Source organism: Bacillus massilinigeriensis (genome assembly GCF_900117315.1).
GTDB lineage: Bacteria > Bacillota > Bacilli > Bacillales > Cytobacillaceae > Bacillus_BE > Bacillus_BE massilionigeriensis.
The window spans coordinates 1,054,499-1,079,942 of record NZ_LT630337.1 but is presented as its reverse complement, the minus strand read 5'-3'; the positions used below and the strand labels follow the sequence as shown (position 1 = coordinate 1,079,942).

General features: G+C 36.0%; 26 protein-coding genes. 21 read left to right on the top strand and 5 right to left on the bottom strand.

The window, feature by feature from the left end; translation table 11 throughout:
- Nucleotides 1-21: 21 nt before the first annotated feature.
- The 8 genes from BQ6100_RS05480 (at nucleotide 22) to BQ6100_RS05445 (ending at nucleotide 7,876) form a co-directional block, all read left to right on the top strand.
- Nucleotides 22-576, top strand: coding sequence for an NADPH-dependent FMN reductase (locus BQ6100_RS05480; RefSeq protein WP_075980711.1), 555 nt, complete (start codon nucleotides 22-24; stop codon nucleotides 574-576).
- Between the two features lie 494 nt (nucleotides 577-1,070).
- Entirely contained in the window at nucleotides 1,071-2,273 is a 1,203-nt protein-coding gene (locus BQ6100_RS05475) for a branched-chain amino acid ABC transporter substrate-binding protein (RefSeq protein WP_075980710.1), read from the top strand.
- A gap of 227 nt (nucleotides 2,274-2,500) precedes the next feature.
- A complete protein-coding gene (locus BQ6100_RS05470; RefSeq protein ID WP_075980709.1) occupies nucleotides 2,501-3,487 on the top strand; it encodes a branched-chain amino acid ABC transporter permease in 987 nt (328 codons plus the stop codon).
- A 9-nt stretch (nucleotides 3,488-3,496) separates the two neighbouring features.
- Nucleotides 3,497-4,783: a branched-chain amino acid ABC transporter permease gene (locus tag BQ6100_RS05465; protein WP_075980708.1), complete on the top strand. Its 1,287-nt coding sequence runs from the start codon at nucleotides 3,497-3,499 to the stop codon at nucleotides 4,781-4,783.
- 18 nt (nucleotides 4,784-4,801) lie between these two features.
- Nucleotides 4,802-5,578: an ABC transporter ATP-binding protein gene (locus tag BQ6100_RS05460; protein WP_075980707.1), complete on the top strand. Its 777-nt coding sequence runs from the start codon at nucleotides 4,802-4,804 to the stop codon at nucleotides 5,576-5,578.
- Nucleotides 5,579-5,590: 12 nt separating this feature from the next.
- The gene (locus BQ6100_RS05455) at nucleotides 5,591-6,298 is read left to right on the top strand and encodes an ABC transporter ATP-binding protein (protein WP_075980706.1); all 708 of its coding nucleotides are present in this window, start codon (nucleotides 5,591-5,593) and stop codon (nucleotides 6,296-6,298) included.
- Nucleotides 6,299-6,701: 403 nt separating this feature from the next.
- Nucleotides 6,702-7,349 carry a chromate transporter gene (locus tag BQ6100_RS05450; RefSeq protein WP_084780241.1) on the top strand — a complete coding sequence of 216 codons (648 nt, stop codon included), beginning with the start codon at nucleotides 6,702-6,704 and terminating at the stop codon, nucleotides 7,347-7,349.
- The gene (locus tag BQ6100_RS05445; protein ID WP_075980705.1) at nucleotides 7,346-7,876 is read left to right on the top strand and encodes a chromate transporter; all 531 of its coding nucleotides are present in this window, start codon (nucleotides 7,346-7,348) and stop codon (nucleotides 7,874-7,876) included. The genes BQ6100_RS05450 and BQ6100_RS05445 overlap by 4 nt, the downstream gene beginning before the upstream one ends.
- A gap of 124 nt (nucleotides 7,877-8,000) precedes the next feature.
- Here BQ6100_RS05445 and BQ6100_RS05440 read toward each other — a convergent pair whose 3' ends face one another.
- The 3 genes from BQ6100_RS05440 to BQ6100_RS05430 all read right to left on the bottom strand — a co-directional run bounded on the left by BQ6100_RS05440 (nucleotide 8,001) and on the right by BQ6100_RS05430 (nucleotide 10,098).
- Nucleotides 8,001-8,402: a hypothetical protein gene (locus tag BQ6100_RS05440; protein ID WP_075980704.1), complete on the bottom strand. Its 402-nt coding sequence runs from the start codon at nucleotides 8,400-8,402 to the stop codon at nucleotides 8,001-8,003.
- A gap of 109 nt (nucleotides 8,403-8,511) precedes the next feature.
- Complete coding sequence (locus tag BQ6100_RS05435; RefSeq protein ID WP_075980703.1) at nucleotides 8,512-8,796, bottom strand: hypothetical protein; 285 nt, start codon at nucleotides 8,794-8,796, stop codon at nucleotides 8,512-8,514.
- 81 nt (nucleotides 8,797-8,877) lie between these two features.
- Nucleotides 8,878-10,098, bottom strand: coding sequence for an MFS transporter (locus tag BQ6100_RS05430; RefSeq protein WP_235816570.1), 1,221 nt, complete (start codon nucleotides 10,096-10,098; stop codon nucleotides 8,878-8,880).
- 190 nt (nucleotides 10,099-10,288) lie between these two features.
- Here BQ6100_RS05430 and BQ6100_RS05425 point away from each other — a divergent pair, with 190 nt between their 5' ends.
- From BQ6100_RS05425 to cysC, 5 genes are all read left to right on the top strand, one after another.
- The gene (locus tag BQ6100_RS05425; RefSeq protein WP_075980701.1) at nucleotides 10,289-11,056 is read left to right on the top strand and encodes a phosphosulfolactate synthase; all 768 of its coding nucleotides are present in this window, start codon (nucleotides 10,289-10,291) and stop codon (nucleotides 11,054-11,056) included.
- Nucleotides 11,041-11,574, top strand: a complete 534-nt coding sequence (locus BQ6100_RS05420; protein ID WP_075980700.1) for a histidine phosphatase family protein — start codon at nucleotides 11,041-11,043, stop codon at nucleotides 11,572-11,574. The genes BQ6100_RS05425 and BQ6100_RS05420 overlap by 16 nt, the downstream gene beginning before the upstream one ends.
- A gap of 30 nt (nucleotides 11,575-11,604) precedes the next feature.
- Nucleotides 11,605-12,318, top strand: coding sequence for a phosphoadenylyl-sulfate reductase (locus BQ6100_RS05415; protein ID WP_075980699.1), 714 nt, complete (start codon nucleotides 11,605-11,607; stop codon nucleotides 12,316-12,318).
- A gap of 84 nt (nucleotides 12,319-12,402) precedes the next feature.
- On the top strand, nucleotides 12,403-13,560 hold the full coding sequence (gene sat, locus BQ6100_RS05410; protein ID WP_097677942.1) for a sulfate adenylyltransferase: 1,158 nt from the start codon (nucleotides 12,403-12,405) through the stop codon (nucleotides 13,558-13,560).
- A gap of 130 nt (nucleotides 13,561-13,690) precedes the next feature.
- Nucleotides 13,691-14,290 carry an adenylyl-sulfate kinase gene (gene cysC / locus BQ6100_RS05405; protein ID WP_075980697.1) on the top strand — a complete coding sequence of 200 codons (600 nt, stop codon included), beginning with the start codon at nucleotides 13,691-13,693 and terminating at the stop codon, nucleotides 14,288-14,290.
- Between the two features lie 10 nt (nucleotides 14,291-14,300).
- On the opposite strand, the gene BQ6100_RS05400 is transcribed toward cysC, so the two are convergent.
- Nucleotides 14,301-14,918, bottom strand: a complete 618-nt coding sequence (locus tag BQ6100_RS05400; RefSeq protein WP_075983448.1) for a YitT family protein — start codon at nucleotides 14,916-14,918, stop codon at nucleotides 14,301-14,303.
- A 1,211-nt stretch (nucleotides 14,919-16,129) separates the two neighbouring features.
- A complete protein-coding gene (locus BQ6100_RS05395) occupies nucleotides 16,130-18,793 on the bottom strand; it encodes a cation-translocating P-type ATPase (RefSeq protein ID WP_075980696.1) in 2,664 nt (887 codons plus the stop codon).
- A 273-nt stretch (nucleotides 18,794-19,066) separates the two neighbouring features.
- Between BQ6100_RS05395 and BQ6100_RS05390 the strand changes: the two genes are divergently transcribed.
- The 8 genes from BQ6100_RS05390 (at nucleotide 19,067) to BQ6100_RS05355 (ending at nucleotide 25,444) form a co-directional block, all read left to right on the top strand.
- Nucleotides 19,067-20,719, top strand: a complete 1,653-nt coding sequence (locus tag BQ6100_RS05390) for an AMP-binding protein (protein WP_235816489.1) — start codon at nucleotides 19,067-19,069, stop codon at nucleotides 20,717-20,719.
- A gap of 78 nt (nucleotides 20,720-20,797) precedes the next feature.
- Entirely contained in the window at nucleotides 20,798-21,559 is a 762-nt protein-coding gene (locus BQ6100_RS05385) for an NRDE family protein (protein ID WP_315970008.1), read from the top strand.
- Between the two features lie 185 nt (nucleotides 21,560-21,744).
- Nucleotides 21,745-21,918 (top strand): Flp family type IVb pilin, encoded by a 174-nt coding sequence (locus BQ6100_RS21540; protein WP_075983445.1) that lies wholly within the window; start codon nucleotides 21,745-21,747, stop codon nucleotides 21,916-21,918.
- 74 nt (nucleotides 21,919-21,992) lie between these two features.
- The gene (locus BQ6100_RS05375; protein ID WP_075980695.1) at nucleotides 21,993-22,484 is read left to right on the top strand and encodes an A24 family peptidase; all 492 of its coding nucleotides are present in this window, start codon (nucleotides 21,993-21,995) and stop codon (nucleotides 22,482-22,484) included.
- Nucleotides 22,481-22,864 (top strand): TadE/TadG family type IV pilus assembly protein, encoded by a 384-nt coding sequence (locus tag BQ6100_RS05370; protein ID WP_075980694.1) that lies wholly within the window; start codon nucleotides 22,481-22,483, stop codon nucleotides 22,862-22,864. Before BQ6100_RS05375 ends, BQ6100_RS05370 begins: the two co-directional genes overlap by 4 nt.
- Nucleotides 22,864-23,763: a Tad domain-containing protein gene (locus BQ6100_RS05365; protein WP_075980693.1), complete on the top strand. Its 900-nt coding sequence runs from the start codon at nucleotides 22,864-22,866 to the stop codon at nucleotides 23,761-23,763. The genes BQ6100_RS05370 and BQ6100_RS05365 overlap by 1 nt, the downstream gene beginning before the upstream one ends.
- An 8-nt stretch (nucleotides 23,764-23,771) precedes the next feature.
- Complete coding sequence (gene cpaB, locus BQ6100_RS05360; protein WP_075980692.1) at nucleotides 23,772-24,233, top strand: Flp pilus assembly protein CpaB; 462 nt, start codon at nucleotides 23,772-23,774, stop codon at nucleotides 24,231-24,233.
- A 38-nt stretch (nucleotides 24,234-24,271) separates the two neighbouring features.
- Nucleotides 24,272-25,444: an AAA family ATPase gene (locus BQ6100_RS05355; protein WP_075980691.1), complete on the top strand. Its 1,173-nt coding sequence runs from the start codon at nucleotides 24,272-24,274 to the stop codon at nucleotides 25,442-25,444.

Genomic DNA, 25,444 nt, shown 5'->3' with positions numbered 1-25,444 from the left:
CAAGATTTAGGAGGAATTGAAATGAAGATTGTAGCAATAGTAGGAAGTATTAGAGAAGACTCATTGAACTTTGGCTTAGTTAAAACCCTACAGGAAAGATATAGTGAGAAGCTTGATATAATAATGGCAAACATTGCTCAGCTACCATTTTATAATCAGGATCATGAGAATAGTCCTAACGAATTGGTTTATCATTTTAAACAAGAAATACTATCTGCAGATGCCGTATTGATTTCAACTCCAGAGTATAATTGGTCCGTTCCTGGCGTATTGAAAAATGCCCTTGATTGGCTTTCAAGAGTCGATTTTGTATTACGTAATAAACCAGTTATGATTGTTGGAGTATCAACAGGTATGGTTGGAACATTACGTGCACAATTACATCTAAGACAAATTTTATCTAGTCCGGGTCTTTCTTCCAGGGTATTGCCACCTAGTGGAAATGAGGTAATTGTTAATCAAGCCCTGACAAAATTTGAGAATGGAAGATTAGTTGACGAACCAACCTTATTATTTATTGATGAAGTAATGGGGAGATTTATAGAATGGAGTAAAGAAAAGGAAACTGATAATTAAGGTTGATTCAATTTTATAATAGATATATAATAATATTAGAAATTTTAAGAAAAGTTAGAAAGATTAACCATAAATGGGGACTAGTTTCCCCATTTTATTTGTTGAACATTCTTACCAGATGTAAATTAATTACCAATCATAAATTAGACCTCTTTGAAAATGTAATTAAATGGAGATAATATTTTTATTATTATCCTTTTAAGTTCCCACAAAAATATTTGTAGAATAATAGACATTATTTCTTCCAAAACAATCCTTATTATCTAAGATTACTTTCCGAAAAAGAACAGCAGAAGTCATAATTACTAGTGAATAATAATATATTTAAAAAGGAAAATATATGTAAAAATGTTAGATTTTCTAACATTATTATTGACAAAATATTTAGAACATTGTTACTATTATTACTAGTTATACTACTTTTCTCCTATAAGAATACTGTACATAAGGAAATGCTGTATAACTATATATATTAAAAAATAGGGAGGGTTAAAATGAAGTTTAAAAAATCTTTTTCATTCTTAATGGCTAGTGGTTTAGCACTAGGCATCTTGGCTGGTTGTAGTGGTGAAAAGGAAACTAGCGGTGGCACCGGGTCAAAATCAGAAGGCACAAAGATAATTAAAATTGCAACTCAAAGTCCATTATCAGGTGGAAGTGCAACAGTTGGGGAAGCAATCAAGCTAGGAGCACAATTAGCTTTAGATGAACAAAAGGACAAATTTAAGGATTTAGGTTTTGAATTGCAACTTGTACCATATGACGATCAGGCAGACCCGAAAAAAGGGGTTGCCAATGCACAATTAATTGCATCTGACAAGGATGTATTAGCAGTGGTTGGTCACTATAATTCAGGTGTTGCAATCCCATCTTCAGAAGTTTACGAGAAATATAGCATACCTATGGTATCACCTGCAAATACTGCGACTGAAGTGACCGATAGGGGGCTAAAATCGGTTAACCGTATCGTAGCACGTGATGATTCTCAAGGTCCTGCCGGTGCAGACTATGCAGTAAATAAAATAGGCGCAAAAAAAATCTTTATCGTTCAGGATAAAACCGCTTATGGTACTGGTCTTGCTGAGGCGTTCAAGAAAGGTGCAGAAGAAGCTGGAGCAGAAATCCTTGGGTTTGAAGGGATTACAATCGGTGAAAAAGATTTTAACGGAGTTCTTAACCAAATCTTATCTAAAAAACCTGAACTAGTATATTTTGGTGGAATGTACTCAGAGGGTGGACTATTAATTAAGCAGGCTCGTGATAAAGGAATTGATATTCCATTCATGGGTGGTGACGGCATGGATTCTTCAACACTAGTTGAAATTGCCGGGGATTCGATTAAAAACACGTACATTACTTCAGTTGCCGGGGATTCATCTACAACTGATACTGGTAAAAAGTTTATCGATGATTATAAAAAGGCATTTAACAAAAACCCAGAGTCATATTCCGTATATGGCTACGATTCCATGGGTGTTGTCCTAAAAGGTTTAGAGGATGCTATTAATGCAAATAGCAAAAAATTGCCTACTCGCGAACAGCTTTCAGAAGCTATTCGTGCAGTCTCAGACTATAAGGGTGCTTTAACTCAAGTAACCTTCGATGATAAAGGTGATAATGAGTTTGCAAAAGTATTCATTTACAAATTTGATGAAGCTAAATATCCAGCTAAATTTGAAGGTGAAGTAGCTAAATAAGAACCAAAAGGGAAAGGGTATGACCCCCTAAAATCGAGGGCGTACCCTTTTTATCTAAAGTTAATGGGCGATAAGACTTCCACTTAAATATCTGTAACATCGTTTTAGGGTTAAGTGGTGGATTTTCTTACCAGTAAACTCCCAATTGCTTCAGCTAACCAATAGTGGGGGAAATCCCACTGATAGTAGGTTCACCTTTTCTAAACACTGGTGGTAGGAGGTAAAAGATGCTAAATGAGATATTACATACAATTCCGCAAGTCTTAATAGATGGTCTTACCCTGGGTACTGTTTATGCCGTTATTGCCTTAGGTTATACAATGGTATATGGAATTTTGGAATTAATTAACTTTGCGCATGGTGAGATCTTCATGTCTGGTGCATTTATCGGCACAACGATTTTAATCATTCTAACAGGAATAGGGTGGGTATCAGCTATTCCTGCAATAGTAGTGTTAATTGTGGTTCTTTTAATAACTGCATTATTAACTGGTTTTGTAGGAATGGGCATTGAACGGGTTGCCTATCGTCCCTTAAGAAAAGCCCCTAAGCTCATCGCTTTAATCACAGCAATCGGAATATCCTTTGTATTACAAGACGTTGTTAGATTCATTGCTGAATTAAAAAATGGTAACTACATTTTAACTGGTCCAAGCCTTTTCACTGAACAAATATCCATTAAAGCATCTGCCCTTGGTTCAATATTTAATGATGCTTCTATTAAATCCTCATTTCTTATCGTTCTCGTTACAGCAGTAATTATGATGATTATACTCGATATTTTTGTCAATAGGACAAAATGGGGTATGGCGATGAGAGCAGTAGCCCAGGATCGAGAAACAGCCTCTCTCATGACAGTCAATGTGAATAAAGTGATTTCGATGACATTTTTCATAGGCTCTGCTCTCGGTGGAGCAACAGGTGTATTATTCGCCGTGCAATATGGAACCATTGACCCTTATATAGGATTTATCCTTGGTTTAAAAGCATTTATTGCAGCTGTTTTAGGTGGAATTGGAAATATCCGTGGAGCCATGCTTGGTGGTTTATTGCTCGGTATTATGGAGATGTTTGCCTCTGCCAATTTAACACTTCTTACCGGTGGAGTATTTGGAGCGGAATATAAGGACGTATTTGCCTTTATCATATTAATTATTGTGTTGATTTTCAAACCGCAAGGACTTCTTGGAAAATCGGTTACTGAGAAAGTGTAGGTGAGAAGAATGAAAACATTGTGGAATAAGTATAAGAATAATAGAATGGCACAAGCTGTCTTTCTTCTAATTTACATTGGAGTAACATCCTTAAGCCTTTATCTAGCGGAAAGATCAGTTACATCATTTTTATTGCTGCTTGCTTCCTTACTGATGCTTTATTTTACTAGTTTTAAAAATGCTACTAAATGGATCATCGCAGGAGTCGTACTTATCTTTCTACTCCCGTTCACTGCAAGTAATGGTGCAGGCTACCAGGCATATATGGAGGTCGCAACCTTAGTTGGAATCTATATCGCGATGGCACTTGGGTTAAATATTGTCGTAGGGATGGCTGGATTATTAGATTTAGGATTTGTTGCCTTCTTTGCAGTAGGGGCGTATACGTATGGTATGTTTGCTACCCCACAGGCTGCAAATTTTATGCCTTTTGGCCATTATCCACTTTCAGGAGAAAGTTTTTGGATATTTATCATAATTGGATGTTTGGTCGCAGCATTATTTGGAATCTTAATTGGTGTCCCAGTTTTAAGGGTTAAGGGAGATTATTTAGCGATTGTAACTCTTGGGTTTGGAGAGATTATTCGGATTGTATTTAATAATCTTGATAAACCTGTCAATATTACAAACGGTGCCATGGGGATTGCTTCTATTACACCCCCTAGACTATTTGGACTGGAATTTATTTATCCAAATCAATTCTATTATATTGTTCTCATAATTTTAGTCTTCACCATTTTTACAGTCCTTCGGTTTGAGCATTCCAAAATAGGTCGTTCCTGGAAGGCTATAAGAGAAAATGAAATTGCCGCTCAGGCTATGGGAATCCCATTAGTAAAGACAAAGCTTACTGCCTTCGCTATTGGTGCATCGTTCTCGGGTATGATGGGAGTCGTATTTGCTGCTAAACAAACCTTTGTTGACCCAACTAGCTTTACTCTACTAGAATCCTTTACTATTTTAGTAATGGTCGTGCTAGGAGGTATGGGAAGTGTACCTGGGGTTATTTTAGGAGCAGCCGTTATGACGATTCTAAATCTTCAAGTATTAACAGAAATAACAAACTGGCTAAACCAATTAAGTCTTTCTGGATTTGTATCCATTCCAGATGCTTTATCTCCATCTAAGATGCAGAGATTAATTTTTGGTGGACTATTAATAATATTTGCTTTATATCGACCTAAAGGATTAATTCCGTCAAAAAATAAAAAATTTGATGAGGAAAAATTAAAAGCAGGTAAATCAAAGAACACCATCATTTCGAATCATATTCAGGATGAGAAAGCACAAGTATAGTTAAGGGGGAAGAAATCAATGTCTATACTAGAGGTGCATAATTTAACGAAACAATTTGGTGGTCTTACTGCTAATCAAAATATTTCAATGACATTTAATGAAAACTCGATAACGGCAGTAATTGGACCAAATGGTGCTGGTAAGACAACCTTTTTTAATATGATAACAGGGGTTTATCAACCTACCTCAGGATCTATATTATTAGAGGGTAAAAAAATACACGGGTTAAAGCCACATGATGTGACGAAAAGAGGGATTGCAAGGACCTTCCAGAACATACGCCTATTTGATGAAATGGCAGTTATTGAGAACGTTCTAGTGGGAATGCATACTCATTTGAAAGCAGGGATTCTAGGGACTTTATTTAATCGCCCTGGTGTTCGAAAAGAAGAATATAGCGCAGAGGTAGAAGCTTATGAGCTATTGGAGTATGTGGGACTTGCAAACTTTATTAATGAAAAAGCTTGCAATTTAAGCTACGGTGCCCAAAGGAGACTTGAAATCGCAAGGGCATTAGCGGCTAAACCTAAAGTCATCTTATTGGATGAGCCTGCAGCAGGGATGAATCCAAAAGAAACAAATGAATTAACCCAGCTAATTAAGAAAATGAGAGATGAATACAATCTTACGGTGATTCTAATTGAGCATGATATGAAACTAGTAATGGAAATTTCAGAACATATTTTTGTTTTAGATCACGGGGAAAAAATTGCAGAAGGAAAACCAGAAGAGATTCGAAGTAATCCCAAAGTAATCGAGGCTTATTTAGGATCTGGAGCCATACAAGCAGGATAGGGGGGCTGACGAATGAGTATGCTTCAATTAAATGGTGTTGAAACCTTTTATGGTGGGATTCAGGCTTTAAAAGGTATTGATATTCATGTTGAAAAAGGAGAAATTGTTACCTTAATAGGTAGTAATGGTGCTGGAAAATCCACGACATTAAAATCAATTAGTGGGTTAGTAGGTGTTAAGAAAGGTACAATTCTTTATAAAGATAAGGAAATTTCAAATAGACCTGCCCATGAAAACACAGCTCTCGGTATAGCACATGTTCCAGAAGGTAGAAGGATTTTCCCAAATTTAACAGTTAAGGAAAATTTAATGATGGGTGCCTTTTCTGTTAAGGATAAAGTACTAATAAAAGATAGATTAGAACGGGTTTTTCAATATTTTCCTAGATTAAAAGAGCGTTTAGACCAAAAGGGTGGGACGATGAGTGGAGGAGAGCAGCAAATGCTTGCTATTGGAAGGGCATTAATGCTCGGACCCGATCTATTAATGTTAGATGAACCTTCCATGGGACTTGCTCCAATTATTGTGGAACAAATTTTTGAGATAATAAAGGAATTGAACCAAGAAGGTATTACTATTTTACTTGTAGAACAAAATGCTTTCCAAGCTCTTCATATAGCGGATAGAGGCTACGTTATCCAAAATGGAGAAATTAAGCTTCAAGGGAACGGAAAGGATCTAATTACAAATGACGAGGTTCAAGAGGCCTATTTAGCTTAAAATTTCCAAAAAATCTAATTACATAATTCTATATAAAAATATAAACAAAAAAATTATGGCTTATCCCACTTCAATATATGGGTAAGTCATTTTTTGTCTTCAAAGGATGCTTTTAGCTAGTAAATTTATTTAGGGGCTGATTTATCATTTTAATAAAATAGAGGCTAAAACCTGTGATTGGGAATGAATCTTTTAGGATACGTCTATGGGACATCAAAATAATAAATTGATCAATGAAAAAAAGATGAAAGTTTTGTAAAATAGAGTAATAGAAAATTCTGATAAGTAACAATAGGCTTGTAATAGCCATGAATTATAGTAAATCTTGGATTCAGATGACGTATCTAGAAACAAGCGTATATTTCTGCGGAACAGAACCAAGAAAAGATGGAGAGATTGCAATATGGTAGAACTGCCAAAAATCAAAGAACAGCAGAAAGAAAAAAAAATAACTCTAACAAAAGGCGTTGTTAATCAACGTGCCATTTTCATTGCATTCTTTCGGTCTGGGATGCTTGGGTATGGTGGTGGCCCTTCATCGATTCCTCTGGTTCATAAGGAAGTAGTTGAGCGATTCCGCTGGTTGGATGATAAAGAATTTGCTGATATTTTGGCTCTTGCTAATACTTTACCTGGCCCGATTGCAACTAAAATGGCTGGTTATATTGGGTATCGCGTTGGCGGTTTCATAGGAATGATGAATGCCATAATGGCTACAGTATTACCAACTGTGTTGTTAATGATTATCTTATTATCAACTCTAACGAACTTTCAACATATGTCATGGGTGTCAGGGATGACAAAGGCTATATTACCTGTTGTTGGAGTAATGCTTGCCGTTATGACATGGGATTTTCTGAAAATGGCCAACATGAATCTTGGCTGGGTAAAAAATATCTTCTTCATTATATTAAGTATTGTTGCAATGGAAGTATTTTCAGTTCATCCTGGCATCATCATAATTTCACTAATGATACTTGCCTGGATTCCAAAGCCTCCAAATAAAAAGCAAAAAGTGGAGATTGGAAGTAGGGGGAACTCTAGCGTATGATATATTTTCAAATATTTATGGCATTTTTCATCCCAAGTATTCTTGGATACGGAGGAGGACCTGCCTCCATTCCATTAATAGAAAAAGAGGTAGTAGATCGGTACGAGTGGTTGTCCGTTCACGAATTTAGTGAAATGCTTGCAATAGGAAACTCTTTGCCAGGACCTATAGCAACCAAAATGGCAGGATTTATTGGTTATCAGCAAGGAGGGGCATTTGGTTCTTTCATTGCTTTGTTTGCAACCATTGCTCCATCCTTAATATTAATGATTCTATTTCTTGGTCTTATTTATAAATATAAGGATTCACCAAATGTTAAAAAAATGACTCAAAATATTAGACCGGTCATTGCAGTTTTGCTAGGAATCATGACATTTGATTTCTTTTTTAATTCCTATCAAGGAAATGGACTATTTATGACTATTTTCTTAATCATTGCAAGTTTCTTGTTATTAGAGAAATGGAAGGTCCATCCCGCATATGTGATAATCGGTTCTCTAATTTTCGGTGCAATTTTTTTGGGATAAAAATATCTCCCTAGACCTGCAATCATCCTAATTACTCCCTTTCAAATGAAAAGGGAGTTTTAACTTTATTATGTAAAAGAACTTAATTGTCTAGGTAAATTATGCTATATATCCATTTTTTCTTTTACATTTTATCTATAAGTTTAGACACTAAATCATTTTGTTTAATTAAAACAGCCGTTTGTTCTTTCAGGTCTCTAATATCGTTACCTGTTTCTATTAGGTATTCTTCTAATGTCTCAATCCTCTCCAAAATATCTGAAAGGGATACTTCTGGTAGAGGAGGTTTTTCTTCAACGGGTTTTATTTTACCCCTTGCCTTCTCATATTTCCAAATAGAAGCAGAGATATTGACCTCCTTATTTGTTTCAATTTGACCTGTATTTACCCACTGAATTTTAAGATAAATAATACCATCTTTCCCAAGAAAACGGTCAAGTATTTGAAATCTTCCAGAAGCATTTTCGTGAAATGTTCCGTTGGCATATTTTTTAGAGGGTTTAATTCCTTCTTGCTTTTCAGCCATTTTATTCCTAACCTCCATTAATGACTATAAGGTCCTCCGGCACCACAAAATATCTTGAATCTGAAGAGATAATGTTGTGGTACCAAGCACCTTCATATGGGATAGATTTTTATTTCTGTTCCTTTTCATCATTCAAGTTTATTTTCTTACATCCCACGTATAGACAAGAGAGAATATCTAGACCCGGTTTTGCCTTTGCGAGTCCTTTAATGTATGGGGTGACGAGGTCTTTAAAGTCTGCTCCGACACCTTCCTCCTCTAAGATTCCATATACGTACAGCTTTTTTTCATCGAAGAGAAAGGCGACATTCCCCACGGCCTTATTATCAGAATCCACTACATTTAGTACTTGGTATTCTGGCGTGACTACCTCTGGTGAAAAATAGATTTGCAAATCAATCTACTCCTTTACCGAAAATTTTGCCAAATAATGAAGCTTTGATTACTACCTTTTTGACGAAAATCAAAAAAGCTATTAAGTAAGCTGGAGCTTTTCAAAGAGTGTATCGCTTTCTTCTGAAGGTTTCTTTTTAGCAATGTGAATTAGCACCATACATAATAGGGCACAAAATAACGTAAGACCAGCTGTTATTAAAAACATCCCTGTTCTTGACCATTCCATCAACGTACTGAATATTGGAGGTCCTATGGCCACACCTAAAAATCGGACAGAACCATATAGTGAGGTGACAAATCCTCTTCGATCAGATGGAACTGAACCAGTAATAAAGCTATTAATACATGGTAGTACAAGTCCAGTACCGATACTGCTTATAACCAAAACAGAAATAAATGGGATTAATTTTTTAAAGTAAATCAAGGCTGCAAAAGAAGATGTCATAAGAAGTAATCCAAGGATGATTAAGGATTTCATTAGCCTCATTTTTTTGCCGATTTTGCTCCCGGTAATATAGGAAGTACTAGTCATAAATAAAAGTGGTATTGCTAGAATACCTCCTTTTAACAGACCATCTATGTGATGCTCCTTTTCTAGAATATCGGATATATAAAACAAAATACCGAATAAGGTGAACAGACAGGTAGCCCCAGTTAAATAGGCAGCGAATAACCAACGGCCCTCTGATTTAAATACGGATAAAAGTCCTTTAACATACTTTCCAACTGGCGGTGGCTCTTTTTCCTTTTTCTTTTCTTTAATGAAGAAGATAGTTAAGAGAATCGAGATAAAGCAAAATATTGGAAAAGCGAAGAAAGCTGCATACCAGAAGATCATGGCAAAAAGAGAACCTAAAATTGGGCTGATGACTTTTCCAAACCCATTAGAAGCCTCAACTAGACCCAGTACTTTACTTTGCTCTCCCCCCTTAAACAAATCTCCAGTTAACGCCATGGCAATAGGTGCTGTACCTGCTGCCCCTATTCCTTGCATAACTCTCCCAGCTAGAATCCAAAAGTAGGAATGATCAAACCAAGCTGAAGCAGCACCAGCTAATAGGCCACCGCTACCGTATAAAATAAGTGCAGGGATGATTACGGCTTTCCGTGAAAACCTGTCTGAAAGATATCCTAAGATAGGAATGGAAGCAGCAGCAGCAATAGAAAAAACGGAAATAATAAGACTAATTTTAAATTGAGATACATCTAGCTCTGTTTTCATCTTTGGAAGAATCGGAATTAACATTGAGTTGCCTAAGACTAAAATAAGTGGGATGGATCCAATGGCAAAAATGGTCATCCCTTTATGTTTTTGTTTTGGCAATAGAAGTACACTCCTAACGTAAAGAATAACCTTTCCATATTTTTTGATGTTTCCAGGCTGATTATTCAGGGCGCATACCTAATTTATATGGAAAAAGCCCATTATTTACACATTCACCCATATATTGAATAATCTATCCTAGAAAAATAGAGGAGGCGTTTTCCCTATGGATTTTTTAACATTACCGAAAAGGACTATAGGAATGAGAAACTATGGTCTTACCTCGGTGGTTGATTTTGGAACCCCAATGGGAGAATTAAAAAATATTTTAGCCGATTATAGCGATTTTATAGATATTGCCAAAATCGGTATTGGGTCCGCATATATAACACCTAACCTAAGTGAAAAAATTAAGCTTTATAAGGATTATAAAATTAGGCCTTATTTTGGAGGAACCCTATTTGAAAAATGTTACGTTCAAAATAAGCTTCCAGAATACCTCTCTTCCTTACGTAAATTAGGAATTGAATGGATTGAAATATCTAATGGCACTGTCGATATTCCCATTCAGGAACGCCTCAAAATCATCTCCCAAATAAAAAATGATTTTCATGTCATTTCGGAGGTAGGTTCAAAGGATGCAAATAAGGATATGTCAACAACCGAGTGGAAGGAGGAAATCGGTCTTTTATTAGATGCAGGTTGTCATTATGTCATAACTGAAGGAAGAGACTCAGGTACTGCCGGAATATATGAAAAAAGCGGTAATATCAAGTCTGATCTAATCCATGAACTATTAAGAGACATCGACAGTAAAAAAATAATATTCGAAGCACCTTCACCAAAACACCAAATGTACTTTATTAATCAAATTGGTCCAAATGTAAATTTAGGAAACGTAAAGTTAAGTGATGTGCTAGTATTAGAGGCACAACGCTGTGGACTTAGAAGCGAAACCTTTTATTTGGAGGATCAAGAATGCATATTGCCCTAATTAGACATCTACCAACCGATTGGAATAAAAAAACATGGTTACAAGGGAGAAGGGATATTGAAATATCCGAGGTATCTGAAAAATTCCGAAACGAGATAAGTCATAACCAGCAGCTTTTAAAAGCAATTGAGCCCTTTGATTTAGTATTGGTAAGCACACTAAAAAGAACTCATCAAACAGCAGAACAATATGGTTATGTGGCAAAGACAGAAGGTTTACTCGACGAATTAGATTTTGGTCCATATGAAGGGAAGCCCAAGGAAGAGCTATTTCGAAGCTATGGGGATAAATGGGTTGAAAATCCAAAGGAATTAATCCTTGGAGAAAGTGTCACCTCCCTTGAAAAACGAATTGTGCAATTTATAAAGAAATATGAGCAGAAAGACAAAATATTAGTCTTTGGACATGGATCATGGATAAGGGCCATGGTGTCCTATTATCAATACGGTCATATCAACAATATGAATAAAATGACAGTCGGAAATAACGAATGCATTATTTTACCTTTCAATAACTAAGCTTGAGTGAATGGAGAGGAGGGTTGTATTTTGTCTGCTACATTAACTTATGAAAACTGGGATGAGATAAAGATAAAAGCAACCTTGGAAAATCAACCAGATTACTTGGATATCTTAAAATGGGCTTATAAAGAGTATGGTGAGAAAATCCTTTATGCTTGTAGTTTTGGGGCGGAAGGAATTGTGCTAATTGATTTAATCCATAAAGTGAACAAAAAGGCTAAAATTATTTTCCTCGATACAGGACTCCATTTTCGTCAAACATATGAACTTATAGATCAAGTTAGAAATCGTTACCCATCACTAGAAATCAATACGATTGAACCAAAATCTTCTTTGGAGGAACAAGAAAAATGGTATGGAGAGGAATTATGGAAACATAATCCGAATCTTTGTTGCCATATGAGAAAGGTCACTCCCCTTAAGGAAGCATTAACAGAAGTAAACGCATGGATTTCTGGTTTGAGAAGGGAACAATCTCCCACAAGAAGCAATGTCCAGTATATAAATAAAGATGATAAATTTCAGAAGGTGAAAATTTGTCCTCTGATTCATTGGACTTGGGAGGATATATTGAACTATATCAAACTAAATAATCTTCCATACAATCCTTTGCATGATGAGGGTTATCCAAGTATCGGCTGTGCCACATGTACGAAACCTGTGAAGGAAAATGGTGACAGTCGCTCTGGTAGATGGGTGGGTCATTCAAAATCAGAATGTGGGCTTCATGTATCTGAATAAAAGTCAAAATTATTGTAATTAATCTAATATTTGAGGCAACTGCTTCTATATGCTAGAGAGTTCAATCTGAAGGGGGAAATAATGGTGAGAAAAAGTATTCCCCACGGGGGAAAACTGGTCAATCGAATGAACTTGAATTCACTGGTTGATTATTCCTTGAACTTTGTTGAAATTGACAAGGTGGAATTAAGTGATTTGGAGTTAATCGCAAATGGGGGATATAGTCCTTTAGAAGGGTTTATGGGGAAGGCTGATTATGAATCGGTTGTAGAAGATATGAGGTTAGAAAATGGTCTGCCATGGTCCATTCCTATCACCTTGTCTGTTGAAAGGAATAAGGCAAAGGAATTAAAAAAAGGGGAGACAATCAATCTAATACATGATGGAATTGTATATGGGGTCATGAATGTAAAGGAAATATTCCTGCCTAATAAAAAAATTGAAGCTGAAAAGGTTTATAAAACGACAGACATAAATCATCCTGGAGTAAAAAAATTATATGAACGTCATGAGATGTATATTGCTGGTCCAATTACATTAATAAAGAGACCAGTAAAAGACAGGTTTAAGGATTATTATCTGGATCCCATTCAAACAAGAATGATATTTGAAAAGTTTGGATGGAATACAATCGTTGGTTTTCAAACTCGTAATCCTGTTCATCGAGCTCATGAATATATTCAAAAATCAGCGATGGAAATCGTTGATGGACTCTTCTTAAATCCACTAGTGGGTGAAACGAAATCGGATGATATTCCTAGTGAAATAAGGATGAAGAGCTACCAGGTGTTAATCGATCATTATTATCCAAAGGATCGCGTCTTTTTATCTGTATTTCCTGCAGCCATGAGATATGCAGGACCTAGAGAAGCAGTTTTTCATGCTATTGTTAGAAAAAATTACGGTTGTACCCATTTTATTGTAGGTAGAGATCATGCAGGTGTGGGAAATTACTACGGAACCTATGATGCCCAAAAGATATTTAGTCATTTTAACGAAGATGAATTAGGAATCAATCTCCTATTCTTTGAAAATAGCTTTTATTGTAAGAAGTGCGAGAACATGGCTTCAGAAAAGACCTGTCCACATGAAGTAGAGCACCATGTAGTGTTATCAGGAACAAAAGTAAGAGGAATGTTGAAAAATGGTGAGGAGCCACCAAAAGAATTCAGTAGACCTGAAGTTGTGGAGATTCTCATTCAAGGATTGAAGGAAACTGACTCAGAACAAATTAGGCTTTAAAATATTAATAAGATGGAGAGAGCAGTCATATTTCCTCTACTCAAAGAATTTAAGTTCATTTTTAGAGGCAGGAAGGTAGATAACAGGCTTATCTCCAACTCTAGTTACGACTAACTAAAGGGTGTAGAAAATGAGCAATAGTAAAAATATTATTTGGCATAATTCAACCATAACGAAGAATGATCGACATCAATTAAATGGAAATAAAAGCTGCGTACTTTGGTTTACGGGTTTATCAGGTTCAGGGAAGTCAACGCTAGCGAATGCGGTTGATAGTCAACTATTTAAAGAGCAGTATCGGAGCTATTGTTTGGATGGTGATAATATTCGGCACGGGTTAAATCGTGATTTAAGTTTTAAGCCAGAGGATCGTACGGAAAACATTCGAAGAATAGGAGAAGTTGCAAAGCTTTTTGTCGATAGTGGCCTTATTGTTTCCTCAGCATTTATTTCTCCTTTTCGAAGAGATAGGCAGCTTGTGAGAGATTTATTTGATGAAAATGAGTTTATTGAAATTTATTTAAAATGTCCAATACAAATATGCGAAGAGAGGGACCCAAAGGGTTTATATAAGAAGGCGAGGGCAGGTGAAATTCCCGAATTTACTGGAATATCTTCACCATATGAGATTCCAGATAACCCAGAAATAATCATTGAAACAAATGAAATGACAATTGAGGAATCTGTTCACCACATCCTGTCGTATTTAAGGGATAAGAAGATCTTATAAGGAGATCTTCTTATCTCCTTCGCCAATTTATGGACAAGTAATTCAATTTAGAAAATCGTAATGTATAAATATAGTCAATGATATTTGTTGAAAAGAACTGGCAAATTATCGCGAATATGACAATCTTATAATCGATGACAAGAGAGGTTAGTAAAAAGATAAATAGATTGATTCCCATCATCACTTTACCTGGACTCCAGTTTTTATAAGAAGCAATCATCAAGGCAGGAATAACCATCCCTCCACTTGAAGCACCCGCTCGTATTAACAATCCAACGCCTATTCCAAAAATGATGCTCCCCCCAATCATATCAAGAAAGATATTGATATGAGGAAGCTGTTCTTGATTTGAAAGGAAGCTAATGGTTGTAGATGTCGTGGCAACAGAAAGAATGGTCCGTAATGTCCATGTATATCCAAAATATTTTAATGCAAATACTAAAAATACAATATTGGCAATCCATAATGAAAATCCTAAAGGTAAATGAATCCAATGGTTCATTAAGAGGGCTAGTCCAGCAGCTCCCCCAGATGGAATGGAGTGAGGAAAGAGAAAGATAGACATGGACATCCCTTGTAGGAAGGCCCCAATGAATATAGTTGCATAAGTTAAGGCAATTTTTCTCATTGTGAGTGGTGAAAATCCATATTTAATATACGAAAGGCATCCACAGCTAGTCATTCCTCTCCTTAAGAGTCATCTACCTTGTCCATTTTATGAAAAGAGCTATGAAAATATGTTGAAATCAGGAAAAAAGAACGCATAAAAAGGCTAATAACGGAAATTTAAGTAAGTGAAAGATGTCACATACTATTCACAATTATCTGAGTTTTGTAAGGGTTTACATGTTATAATAAAGCCATAGAAAGAAATAAGCATAATAACATCTTAGGAGGCTCAACCATAAATGCTCGTTCCGCCAAGTGAACGAGGAAACATTATTTCTTTTTCTAATTGCAAGAATATTGCAATCAAGGTGAAATCTAAAAGCAGGAATTTTTTCAGGACACTATAAAAGGAAACCTTTAAGGTAAAACCTTTTATAGTAAATTCTTCAAGCTCGAAAGTTTTTGGAAGCGACCCATTCTTTAATCATCTAGAAACATGAAAGTGAATGTTTTAAAGATCTAAAAGGTCAGAATGAAATTTCTGTCTACTACGGAAAAGTACACAGAAAGGAAGTTCGAAACCAAAAGAATTTAATTTTCCTTCAAATTGCATCAGAAATTCTTAAAACGAAGCCTGAATGATAATTTTGGAAAGTTGAATTTGAGATTTGAAAGACATATCACGGAGATCATCTAAAAAATGTATTGGAAAAGTAATGGTGATGGATGAATCAAAAGGAATAATGGTCGTTAAACCGATAACGTATAGAGTAAGAAGAAGGAATGAAAATTCCAAAAAAGTGGAAGTGTGATTGCAAAATTTATATAACCACTTTCAAAGCGAATTAGAATAGCCAAATGATTGTAAAAAGGTAACAATTAGAATAAGGATGATGAGTCTCGCGGTGATTATACCGCTAATAAGGATGAAAAGGGAATATCTCAAATAAAGAGGGCAACCAAATTTATTGAGAACATTGATTCCCGAAACGGAACAGCAGACATCGGCTGAATCCGTCATACCCTATCAATGAAAAATTGATAAAAATTGGCGCTTTGAAATATTACAGCTGGTGCCATGGTTGGGTCTCCTAAGATGTTATTCAAAACCTTCCTAATCATATTGGAAGGTTTTTTATTTCCTTTTTTCAAAGAGCGAATACGACACAAAAAAGGGGCTGATACGACACAGCCCCATTATAATTTCATCACTACATGAATGGATAATTTTCAGTTTGAAAATACTCTTTTTCCTGCTTTGCCCAGTTCATTAATGATTACTGGTAATATAGATAATGTCATAACAAATAGCCAGTCTTTCCAGTTTAAGAAGGTAATCTCAAAAAACTCATTGAAAATCGGAAAAGCCACTAACAGGAATTGAATTCCAATTCCAATTAGAATGGAACTAAGTAAATATTTATTTGTAAATAATCCAATCTCGAAAATAGACTTTTCAGGATGGCGTAAGTTTAAGGCATGAAATAATTGTGAAATGCTTAATGTAATAAATGCCATCGTCTGTGCGTGAATAAGAACCTGTTTATCGATATTGGAAAAGTCTATTGTAAAAATTGATTCCGCACCAGAATAATAATTTAAACCAGCGATGAAAGCAAATAATGAAAGAAGCCCGATAAGTGCCCCATTAATTAATGTAAATGCACCTCTTCCATGGGAGAAAATGCTTTCCTTTACCGAACGAGGTTCATGCTTCATCACATCAGGATCGTCTGGGTCAAGTCCAAGAGATATGGCAGGGAAAGTATCCGTAATCAAATTAATCCATAAAATATGAATGGCTGTAAGAGGAGCCGGCCACCCCATTAATATTGCCAAAAATAGAATAACAATTTCTCCTAAATTACAAGAAAGTAAAAATAAGATTGATTTTTTAATATTCTGGTAGATATTTCTACCTTCCTCAACAGCTGCAACAATGGTTGCAAAATTGTCGTCTGTAAGAACGATATCCGAAGCTCCCTTGGCAACATCTGTGCCACCCATCCCCATCGCAACTCCAACATCTGCCTGCTGTAAAGAAGGAGCATCATTAACACCATCACCTGTCATTGATACAATTTTCCCATTTGCTCTAAGAGCACTTACAATTCTAACTTTATGCTCAGGGGAGACGCGGGCAAAAACGCGGATTTTATTTACTTTTTCAATTAAATCATGGTCTGAAATTGAATTTAGCTCGAATCCGGTCATGGTCTCAGATTCAAGGCTAGAAATCCCAAGCTCACGAGCAATGGCAAAGGCAGTTTTTGGATGATCTCCAGTTATCATTACGGTTCGTATCCCAGCGCTTTTACATTGGGCAATCGATGTCTTTACTTCCTCACGTGGTGGATCAATCATCCCGGTGAGACCTAAAAAGATTAATTCATTTTCAATTTTCTCTTTATTAAAATGAGATGGGGATTCCACTTCTTTATAGGCAATGGCTAGAACACGAAGAGCCTCATCTGACATTTGATTTGCTCGATTTTTGATCCCTTCACATCCAGATTCAGTTAAATTGATCAATTCCCCATTTATCATTGTATAAGAGGAAAGGGGGAGAATACTTTCCAGAGCTCCTTTTACCATCGCATAATAACGATTTCCATGCTGATGAATCGTAGTCATCATTTTTCGTTCAGAATCAAAAGGAATCTCGAAAACGCGTTCATATTCTCTTTCCAAGTCATGTTTTTCCAACCCTACTTGTTTAGCCGCGGCAACTAAGGCAATTTCAGTAGGATCTCCTGATTGTTCCTCACTGGTGAAGATGGCATCATTACACAATGCCATAGCTTCAAAGAAACGTTCTTGATTTACACTTTTTGTTTTGATAGCAGACAATGGGACGTATTCATCATTAACATAAACCTTTGTTACTGTCATTTTGTTTTGTGTCAGTGTCCCGGTTTTATCAGAACAGATGACACTTACAGCTCCAAGTGTTTCTACAGCTGGAAGCTTTCGGACAACAGCCCTGCGCTTAATCATACGTTGGACTCCAAGGGCAAGTACTATGGTTACTATTGCCGGAAGACCTTCAGGAATAGCTGCAACAGCAAGGCTGATAGCAATTAAAAACATATCAAGTGCATTTCTCCCTTGAAAAAAGCCAATCAAAAAGATAACAGCGGAAATGAGAATGGCACCAATCCCAAGAATCTTTCCTAATTCTGCAAGTTTTATTTGTAAAGGGGTCTGTTCGCGTTCAGGTGTACCAAGCATTTTTGCAATTTTTCCTATTTCAGTTTTCATACCAGTATGAACAACTACTCCAATCCCTCGTCCATAGGTTGAAACAGTCGACATAAAGGCCATATTCTTTTGGTCACCAATAGGAATTTCACCATCTGCCTGCCAATTCGCGTCTTTGTCTACTGGTACAGATTCTCCAGTCAAGGATGATTCTTCAATTTTGAGATTAGCAGCTTCTATCAAGCGGATATCTGCCGGAATAAAGCGTCCCGCATCAATGATAACAATATCGCCAGGAACGACTAGCTCTGAAGGTATTTCCTTAATGGTACCCTCACGCCTCACAACGGCTTTTGGGGTAGTCATTTTTTTTAGCTCTTCTAAAGCTTTTTCAGCCTTGGATTCTTGTAAAACTCCAATAACAGAATTTAATAGAATAACAATCAAAATAATAATGGCATCACTATATTCAGCAACAATGATAGAGATTATTGCTGCTACTATAAGAATATATATTAGCCAACTGTTAATTTGTTCGAAAAAAAGCTTTAATATGGATGGTCTTTTGTATTGGCTAAATTCATTTTTCCCTACCTCTGCTAATCGCTTTTCAACTTCTTCAGTTGTAAGTCCAGTTGAGGGATGAGTATTCAGTTCATCCATAACTTGAGTATAACTTTTAGTATAAGACATACCACCATCACTCTCCGTGTTAATAAAGTGGAAAATCTAGTTAATATTATTTAAACATACAATGTTGAAAATTTGTCCGTGGAATGGTAAAAGTTACAGAAATATTTAAAATATTAGTATGTAGAATATGGATATTTTTACATAAGTGTAAGTTATTAGTTGAATGGTTGTTCAGTGGAGGATATAATAATAACAAAAAATATAGAACTTTCTGTCTTTTAACTAAACATACTAACCGGTTAGTTAAAGATGGATTGATTAGGGAGGAAAAATATGGTTGAAAAAGGAATGAATTATTGGCCAGAAGGGCTTTCTTCAGAACTACTATATCATAATGGGAAAAAATCATTATATGAATACTTAACCGACCATGCTAATCAAACTCCGAAAGAGACTTCCTACATCTTTTACGGGAATGAAATTAGCTGGGAAGATTTGTTGGAGCAGGTGAATCGCTTAGCAGGTTATTTTCAGCGCAAAGGGGTTAAAAAAGGGGACCGTGTTGCTATTTTCTTGCAGAATTGCCCCCAATATATTATTGCACATTACGCCATTCAGCAATTAGGTGGAGTGGTAGTACCTTTAAATCCCATGTACAAAGCAGATGAATTAAGCTACTTTTTTGAGGAAGCACCGATTTGTGGAATCATTTCAAGTGATGATGGCTTTGAAGAATTGCTAAAAGCAGATGCACCTAGCCGTATGTCATTCATGATCACAACAAACTATAAGGATTATTTACCGGAGCATCCTTCATTAGCTATTTGTGAAGAGCTAACCTTTCCAAAAAAGATTTTTGAAGAGGCAGAGGATTTTCTAAGAATAGTAACAGAAGAAAATAGATATGAAGCATATGAGCAAATAGACTTAATGAATGATATCGGGTTGATGGTTTTCACATCCGGAACTACAGGAAGACCAAAAGGTGCTCAGCTTACATACGGAAATGCCTTATTTAAAACAGCTGCTGCAAGTCAGGCAAATGGGATTACGGCAAATGACCGATTGATGGCCAGTGCACCATTAAGTCATATTGCAGGTATGGTTATGGGTGTGAATATTCCAATTTATACAGGCATTCCGTGTGTATTATTTACAAGATTTGACCCTTATGCGGCGGTTCAAGCGATTGAAATGTATCAGATTTCTTCCTGGTATAGCATTGCACCGATGAATGGATCAATTTTACAAATACCAGAAATCTCCAATAGGGATCTTACAAGTCTAAAAAATAACTTAGCAACAAGCTTTGGGATACAGGTAACCGAAGAATTAGCGAATAAATGGAAAGCGGTTACAAAGGGCTGTGTTATGTATGAGGCGGCCTATGGCTTAAGTGAAACTCATACATGTGACACATTCATGCCCAAGGATAAGATTAAATTTGGCTCTTGTGGAATCCCTATATATGAAACAGAAATGAAAATCATTCACCCTGAAACTGGGGAAGAACAACCTCGAAATCAATCTGGAGAAATCATATTGAAGAGTCCAGGAGTTTTCAAAGGCTATTTTAATCGACCTGAGGCAACAGCCGAGACATTAAAAGATGGTTGGGTGTATACAGGAGATATAGGATATATGGATAATGATGGATATTTATATTTCCAAGGTTGGGTAAAAGAAATGATCAAATGCTCAGGCTTCAGCGTATTTCCAGAAGACGTGGAGGCTTTGTTAAATAACCATCCTGCTATCCGACAATCCGCTGTAATAGGCATACCAGACCCAGTTAGAGGTGAAACAATTAAGGCTTTTATCGTTTTACATGATTCCTATAATGGACAAATGACAGAAAATGATATAATAAGTTGGTCTAAAGAGCATATGGCAGCATATAAATACCCACGATATGTGGAGTTTATCGATCAGTTGCCAACTACAGCATCCGGTAAAGTATTAAGAAAGCTATTAAAAGATGAATGATCAGCACAAATATATTAAAGTTTAATATAGAACCCCCACTTATTTTTTAAAAAAATAAATCCTAATAAGGCTGTGAAAATGATGTGTCTCATTCTTTTTGCTTATCACATACACCCTGAATATCAATTAATCGTAGCTGCCAATCGTGATGAATTTTATCAAAGGCCAACCGCTCCGGCACACTATTGGGAAGACCATCCTGAAATCCTGGCAGGAAGAGATTTAGAAAAGATGGGAACCTGGATGGGAGTAAATTTGACAGGGCATTTCTCAGCGTTAACCAATTACCGAAATCCAAAAGAAACTCAAGTAGGAAAGCATTCTAGAGGAGAATTAGTTCATCATGCTCTCACCTTTAAGGGTGATTTGAAAGATTATATGGAATCTCTCAAAATAAACAAGGACCTCTACCCCGGATTTAATCTATTGGCTGGAAGTATTGAGCAACTATACTATTATTCAAATGTTTCCAATGAGGTACAGAGAATTAATAAAGGAGTCCATGGTGTCAGCAATCATTTATTGAATTCTGAATGGCCAAAGGTGAAAAAAGGCAAGGATGGCTTACTAAAAATAATCAACGAAGAGGAAGAAAATCAAATGGTGGAGAAGCTTTTTCAGCTTTTGGAGAATACTGATCGTTCACCAGATGAAGAGTTACCTAATACAGGTGTTTCTCTAGAAATGGAAAGAATGTTATCACCACTCTTTATAAAAAGTGAAGACTATGGTACTAGGAGCTCTACCGTCTTATTCATATCTGAAAAGAAAATAAAGTTTATAGAAAAAGTTTTTACTAAGGGTGAAGTTAGTAGTCAAAAATTTTCAATAAGGTTATAGGAATGAAGCAATATTAGAATCTGTATCGATTAAAAATAAAGAACAGTACCAATTATAAAAATTGGTGCTGTTTTTTTATGAAAACTTATTTGAAATCGTTGAAAAAGAAGAATGTTTCCTTGTTGAATAGTTTTTCCTTATTTAAACAAAATAAAAGTAAACAAGATGATAGAGGTGAAATAAAAATGGAAAACATCAAAAGGCTTCTTTCGGATGAAGATGGACAATCAATGACAGAATATGCATTAATTCTTGGGCTCATAGTAGTTGCGGCGGTTGCGGCTTTTGCTGTTTTTAACGAAGCCATTGTAGCTAAATTTAATGACCTAAAAACGACAATTATGAATGCAGGAAAGTGATGATCATATCATTGCCCTTGCTTACCATTTCTCATAAAGAGTAGGGGTACTTTATTAGCAAAGAAGTGTGATATATGGATAATTTCATTCTTTTAATCGCATTAGTCATCTCATTTGTAACTGATTTAAGGAAAAGAAAAATATATAACATTATCACTTTCCCATCGATAATACTAGGTTTTGTATTTCATACATGGATGAATGGATTTCAAGGCTTTTTATTTAGTTTATTTGGATGCATTGTCGGTTTGGGATTATTAATGTTTCCTTTTATTCTTGGTGCAATGGGAGCTGGGGATGTAAAATTATTGGCGGCTATTGGGGCTTTAAAGGGGACATTTTTTGTCATTCAAACCTTTGTTGTAATGGCCATTTTCGGAGGTATTATTGCTTTACTCATTCTTCTAACAAAAAAAGAGTTTCATCCTTTTTATCAAAAGTTAATTGTTTCGATTAGTATAGGAAAATGGCATTCCTTTAATAAAGATGATTCGCAAATTGTATTTCCGTATGGGGTGGCTATTGTTCTAGGGACATTGATTAATGTTGGAGTTGAACTGTTTTGATAAAGAAGGAAAATGGGCAAGCAACTGTCGAGATGGCTCTTTCATTGACCCTATTTTGTCTTCTGATTTTTGGAATGATTGATTTTGGCCGAATTTTTTCTGCCTATTTGACACTTAATCATGCCTCCAGGGAAGCAGCAAGAGTTGCAAGCGTTGGTGGAACTGATGCAGTGATTCGTAGTAAGGCGATGGATGCGTCTAAGGTTTTAAATAATAGCGGGAAAAATGTTCAAATATCCCCTTCAAGCTCCTTACGTGTAAGAGGGGAATATGTGACGGTTAAAATGTCTTATCCTGTTTCCATTTCGACACCTCTTTTAAGAACAATCTTACCTGATCCTTTTGTGGTTAGTAACGAAACAACAATGAGGGTTGAATAATGAAACTGTGGAATGAAGAAGGGCAAATTATTGTCTATATAGCTTGTCTAATGAGCATCTTTATCGGAATTTTGGCATTTGTCATTGATGGAGGGTATTTATACTTAGAAAAAGCAAATGTTCAAAAAGCCTCTGATTCAGCTGCACTAGCCGGGGCACAAGAAATACCAACTAGTCAGACTCACGCGATTCAAAAAGTGAGAGAGGCTATTGAGCTGAATAAGGAGAACCCTAGTAATTATTCCATTCTATTTAATAGCAATTTAACAAAAATAGAGGTCGTTGGCAAAAAAAAGGTGAAATTATTTTTTGCTGGTGCATTAGGGATTCAAAATCCTGAGGTGGAAGCAAGGGCAACTGTAGAATTAGCACCAATAACCTCAGGATTTGGAGCTGTCCCTTTAGGTTTTGACTATCGTTCATTACTCATTCAAGGGATGATTTATATTTTAAGTGTAGAGGATTCTGGAATTGGAAAATTCAATGCCCTCGCATTTTCTGGTGGGGGCGCAGATAGATTTGAGAAAGATTTAACAATTGGATTCAATGGTAGCTTGAAGGTAAATGACATTGTTGATATTGAATCCGGCAGTATGAATGGACCTACTAATAAGGCAATATCAACACGTATTTCAGCTTGCCCAAATGACTCGTATACAAATTATAGTTCGGGCTGTTCACGATTAGTTTTAGTTCCAATCGTAAAACCATATTCCTATGAAAAATTGAAGTTAAAGCAAGTAATGATTGTCGGCTTTGCAACTTTTTTTATTGAAGGAGTGACCCCAACCTGGCTAGGGTCAAATATTATCGGTCGATTTGTACAAGCGACCTATCCTGGTAACATTTCAACGAACCAAACAGACTATGGTACATTTGGCTATAAACTTACAAGGTAGGTTTTGAAATGAATAACAGAAACATATGGATTTATTCCATTCTATTTGCACTAATTTCAGCTAGTGTGGTTTATTTTGTTTTTAACCTTGGTGATGGTGAAGAGATAACTACCGAGGAAAAAAAAGAAAAATTTGAAACGAAACAAGAAGCAATTGCTACTAGTGCTTATTTTTCTATCGATACTGGAAAAAGAGCGGTTACTATACCTGTAAGTGACCCTCAGGGTGTATCAGGATTTATCATCCCTGGTTCATTTGTAGATATTATTCAAACCTTACCAAATGAGAATAGTCAGCTATTAGTTGAAAATATTAAGGTTCTAGCAGTTGGAAGAGTCATAACAAAAATAGATAAGCCAGAGAAGAATACCTATGACACTGTTACCTTACAAGTAACTCCAGCTGAAGGTACGATCATTGTAAATGCGATCAACAAAGGGACCATCAACCTCATGTTAAGAGGAACTTAGGCTTTATTAAGGGATACATATAGAAAAGGTGATGATTGATGATTCACTATTTTGCATTAATGGACAAAGCACCTCGTATTGAATCGTTACAAGATTTATTTGGACATAATAGGAGAATAAAAATATTACATTCTACTGCTGAATTGTATAACAAAATCAAGACCACTGAAAGAGCAGTCATATTACTAGGAGAATCAATCAATTATGAGGTGTACGAACTTTGCCAGGAAATCACACATTTATTCCCGATGACTGCGATTGTACTAGTATTATCAAAGGAAGCTATTGATTATAAAAAAGGGATGTTTTCAGGAGCAGTGGATGTCATTGACATGAACAATCAGGAGGAATGGATTTCGGCAGTAGAAAAGGCAAATCAAATTATTCAATTAAAGAGTAAAAGACAGGGAAGCTCCGACTTAAAAGAAGGGAAGGTCATAACATTTTGCAGTACAAAGGGAGGGGTTGGAAAATCTGCCTTAACTGTTAACATTGCTGTTGCTTTTTTGCTGAAGGAATTCAGAGTAGCGGTAATCGATTTAGATTTGCAATTTGGTGATATTACACTCCTTCTTAATCAGAAACCAAATGTAACGATCTATGAGTGGATTAAAGAAGGATATGAATCTGGAGTTTTTTCTATTGATGATTACGTGACTAAGGATAAAGCTGGAATTGATATCTTAGCGTCTCCATATCTCCCTGAGTATGCCGAACTAGTAACCGGCGAGCATGTTTATACCCTCATCCAAGAGATGAAGAAAAAATATGACATTATCATTATAGATACTCCTCCTTCCTTTGTTGAAACAACCTTAGTAGCTTTAGAAAATGCGGATGAAATTTTACTCATTACAAGCCTTGATCTTCCAGCATTAAAAAATGGAAAACTAGCAGTAGATACCTTAAATGTCTTAGGGCTAAAGGAACGGATAAAAGTGGTATTAAATCGAGATTCTGAATTTGGAGAACTGACTACGGAAATGGTAGAGGAAGTTTTAGGAATGGATATTCGCTATCGTATCCCTAGTGATTATAAGCTTATTATTGCCTCCATCAATAAAGGGATTCCCTTTGTTACTATGGCTCCAAGAGTGCCTGTATCAAAAGCAGTATTCCAACTTGCTGATGAGTTATTAGGTGAATCCAAAATAGAGCTTGAAAGAAAAAGAAAAAAACGTTTTTGGAAAAAGAAGCGTAAAGCGCAATAG

Coding starts and splice junctions, on each gene's coding strand:
- BQ6100_RS05450 (WP_084780241.1), top strand. CDS start 6,702: ATGGTAGAACTGCCAAAAATCAAAGAACAGCAGAAAGAAAAAAAAATA.
- BQ6100_RS05385 (WP_315970008.1), top strand. CDS start 20,798: ATGATGTGTCTCATTCTTTTTGCTTATCACATACACCCTGAATATCAA.
- BQ6100_RS05465 (WP_075980708.1), top strand. CDS start 3,497: ATGAAAACATTGTGGAATAAGTATAAGAATAATAGAATGGCACAAGCT.
- BQ6100_RS05425 (WP_075980701.1), top strand. CDS start 10,289: ATGGATTTTTTAACATTACCGAAAAGGACTATAGGAATGAGAAACTAT.
- BQ6100_RS05365 (WP_075980693.1), top strand. CDS start 22,864: ATGAAACTGTGGAATGAAGAAGGGCAAATTATTGTCTATATAGCTTGT.
- BQ6100_RS05460 (WP_075980707.1), top strand. CDS start 4,802: ATGTCTATACTAGAGGTGCATAATTTAACGAAACAATTTGGTGGTCTT.
- BQ6100_RS05470 (WP_075980709.1), top strand. CDS start 2,501: ATGCTAAATGAGATATTACATACAATTCCGCAAGTCTTAATAGATGGT.
- BQ6100_RS05390 (WP_235816489.1), top strand. CDS start 19,067: ATGGTTGAAAAAGGAATGAATTATTGGCCAGAAGGGCTTTCTTCAGAA.
- BQ6100_RS05395 (WP_075980696.1), bottom strand. CDS start 18,793: ATGTCTTATACTAAAAGTTATACTCAAGTTATGGATGAACTGAATACT.
- BQ6100_RS05420 (WP_075980700.1), top strand. CDS start 11,041: ATGCATATTGCCCTAATTAGACATCTACCAACCGATTGGAATAAAAAA.
- BQ6100_RS05355 (WP_075980691.1), top strand. CDS start 24,272: ATGATTCACTATTTTGCATTAATGGACAAAGCACCTCGTATTGAATCG.
- BQ6100_RS21540 (WP_075983445.1), top strand. CDS start 21,745: ATGGAAAACATCAAAAGGCTTCTTTCGGATGAAGATGGACAATCAATG.
- cpaB (WP_075980692.1), top strand. CDS start 23,772: ATGAATAACAGAAACATATGGATTTATTCCATTCTATTTGCACTAATT.
- BQ6100_RS05375 (WP_075980695.1), top strand. CDS start 21,993: ATGGATAATTTCATTCTTTTAATCGCATTAGTCATCTCATTTGTAACT.
- BQ6100_RS05455 (WP_075980706.1), top strand. CDS start 5,591: ATGAGTATGCTTCAATTAAATGGTGTTGAAACCTTTTATGGTGGGATT.
- BQ6100_RS05480 (WP_075980711.1), top strand. CDS start 22: ATGAAGATTGTAGCAATAGTAGGAAGTATTAGAGAAGACTCATTGAAC.
- BQ6100_RS05400 (WP_075983448.1), bottom strand. CDS start 14,918: ATGAGAAAAATTGCCTTAACTTATGCAACTATATTCATTGGGGCCTTC.
- BQ6100_RS05445 (WP_075980705.1), top strand. CDS start 7,346: ATGATATATTTTCAAATATTTATGGCATTTTTCATCCCAAGTATTCTT.
- BQ6100_RS05440 (WP_075980704.1), bottom strand. CDS start 8,402: ATGGCTGAAAAGCAAGAAGGAATTAAACCCTCTAAAAAATATGCCAAC.
- BQ6100_RS05430 (WP_235816570.1), bottom strand. CDS start 10,098: ATGACCATTTTTGCCATTGGATCCATCCCACTTATTTTAGTCTTAGGC.
- cysC (WP_075980697.1), top strand. CDS start 13,691: ATGAGCAATAGTAAAAATATTATTTGGCATAATTCAACCATAACGAAG.
- BQ6100_RS05475 (WP_075980710.1), top strand. CDS start 1,071: ATGAAGTTTAAAAAATCTTTTTCATTCTTAATGGCTAGTGGTTTAGCA.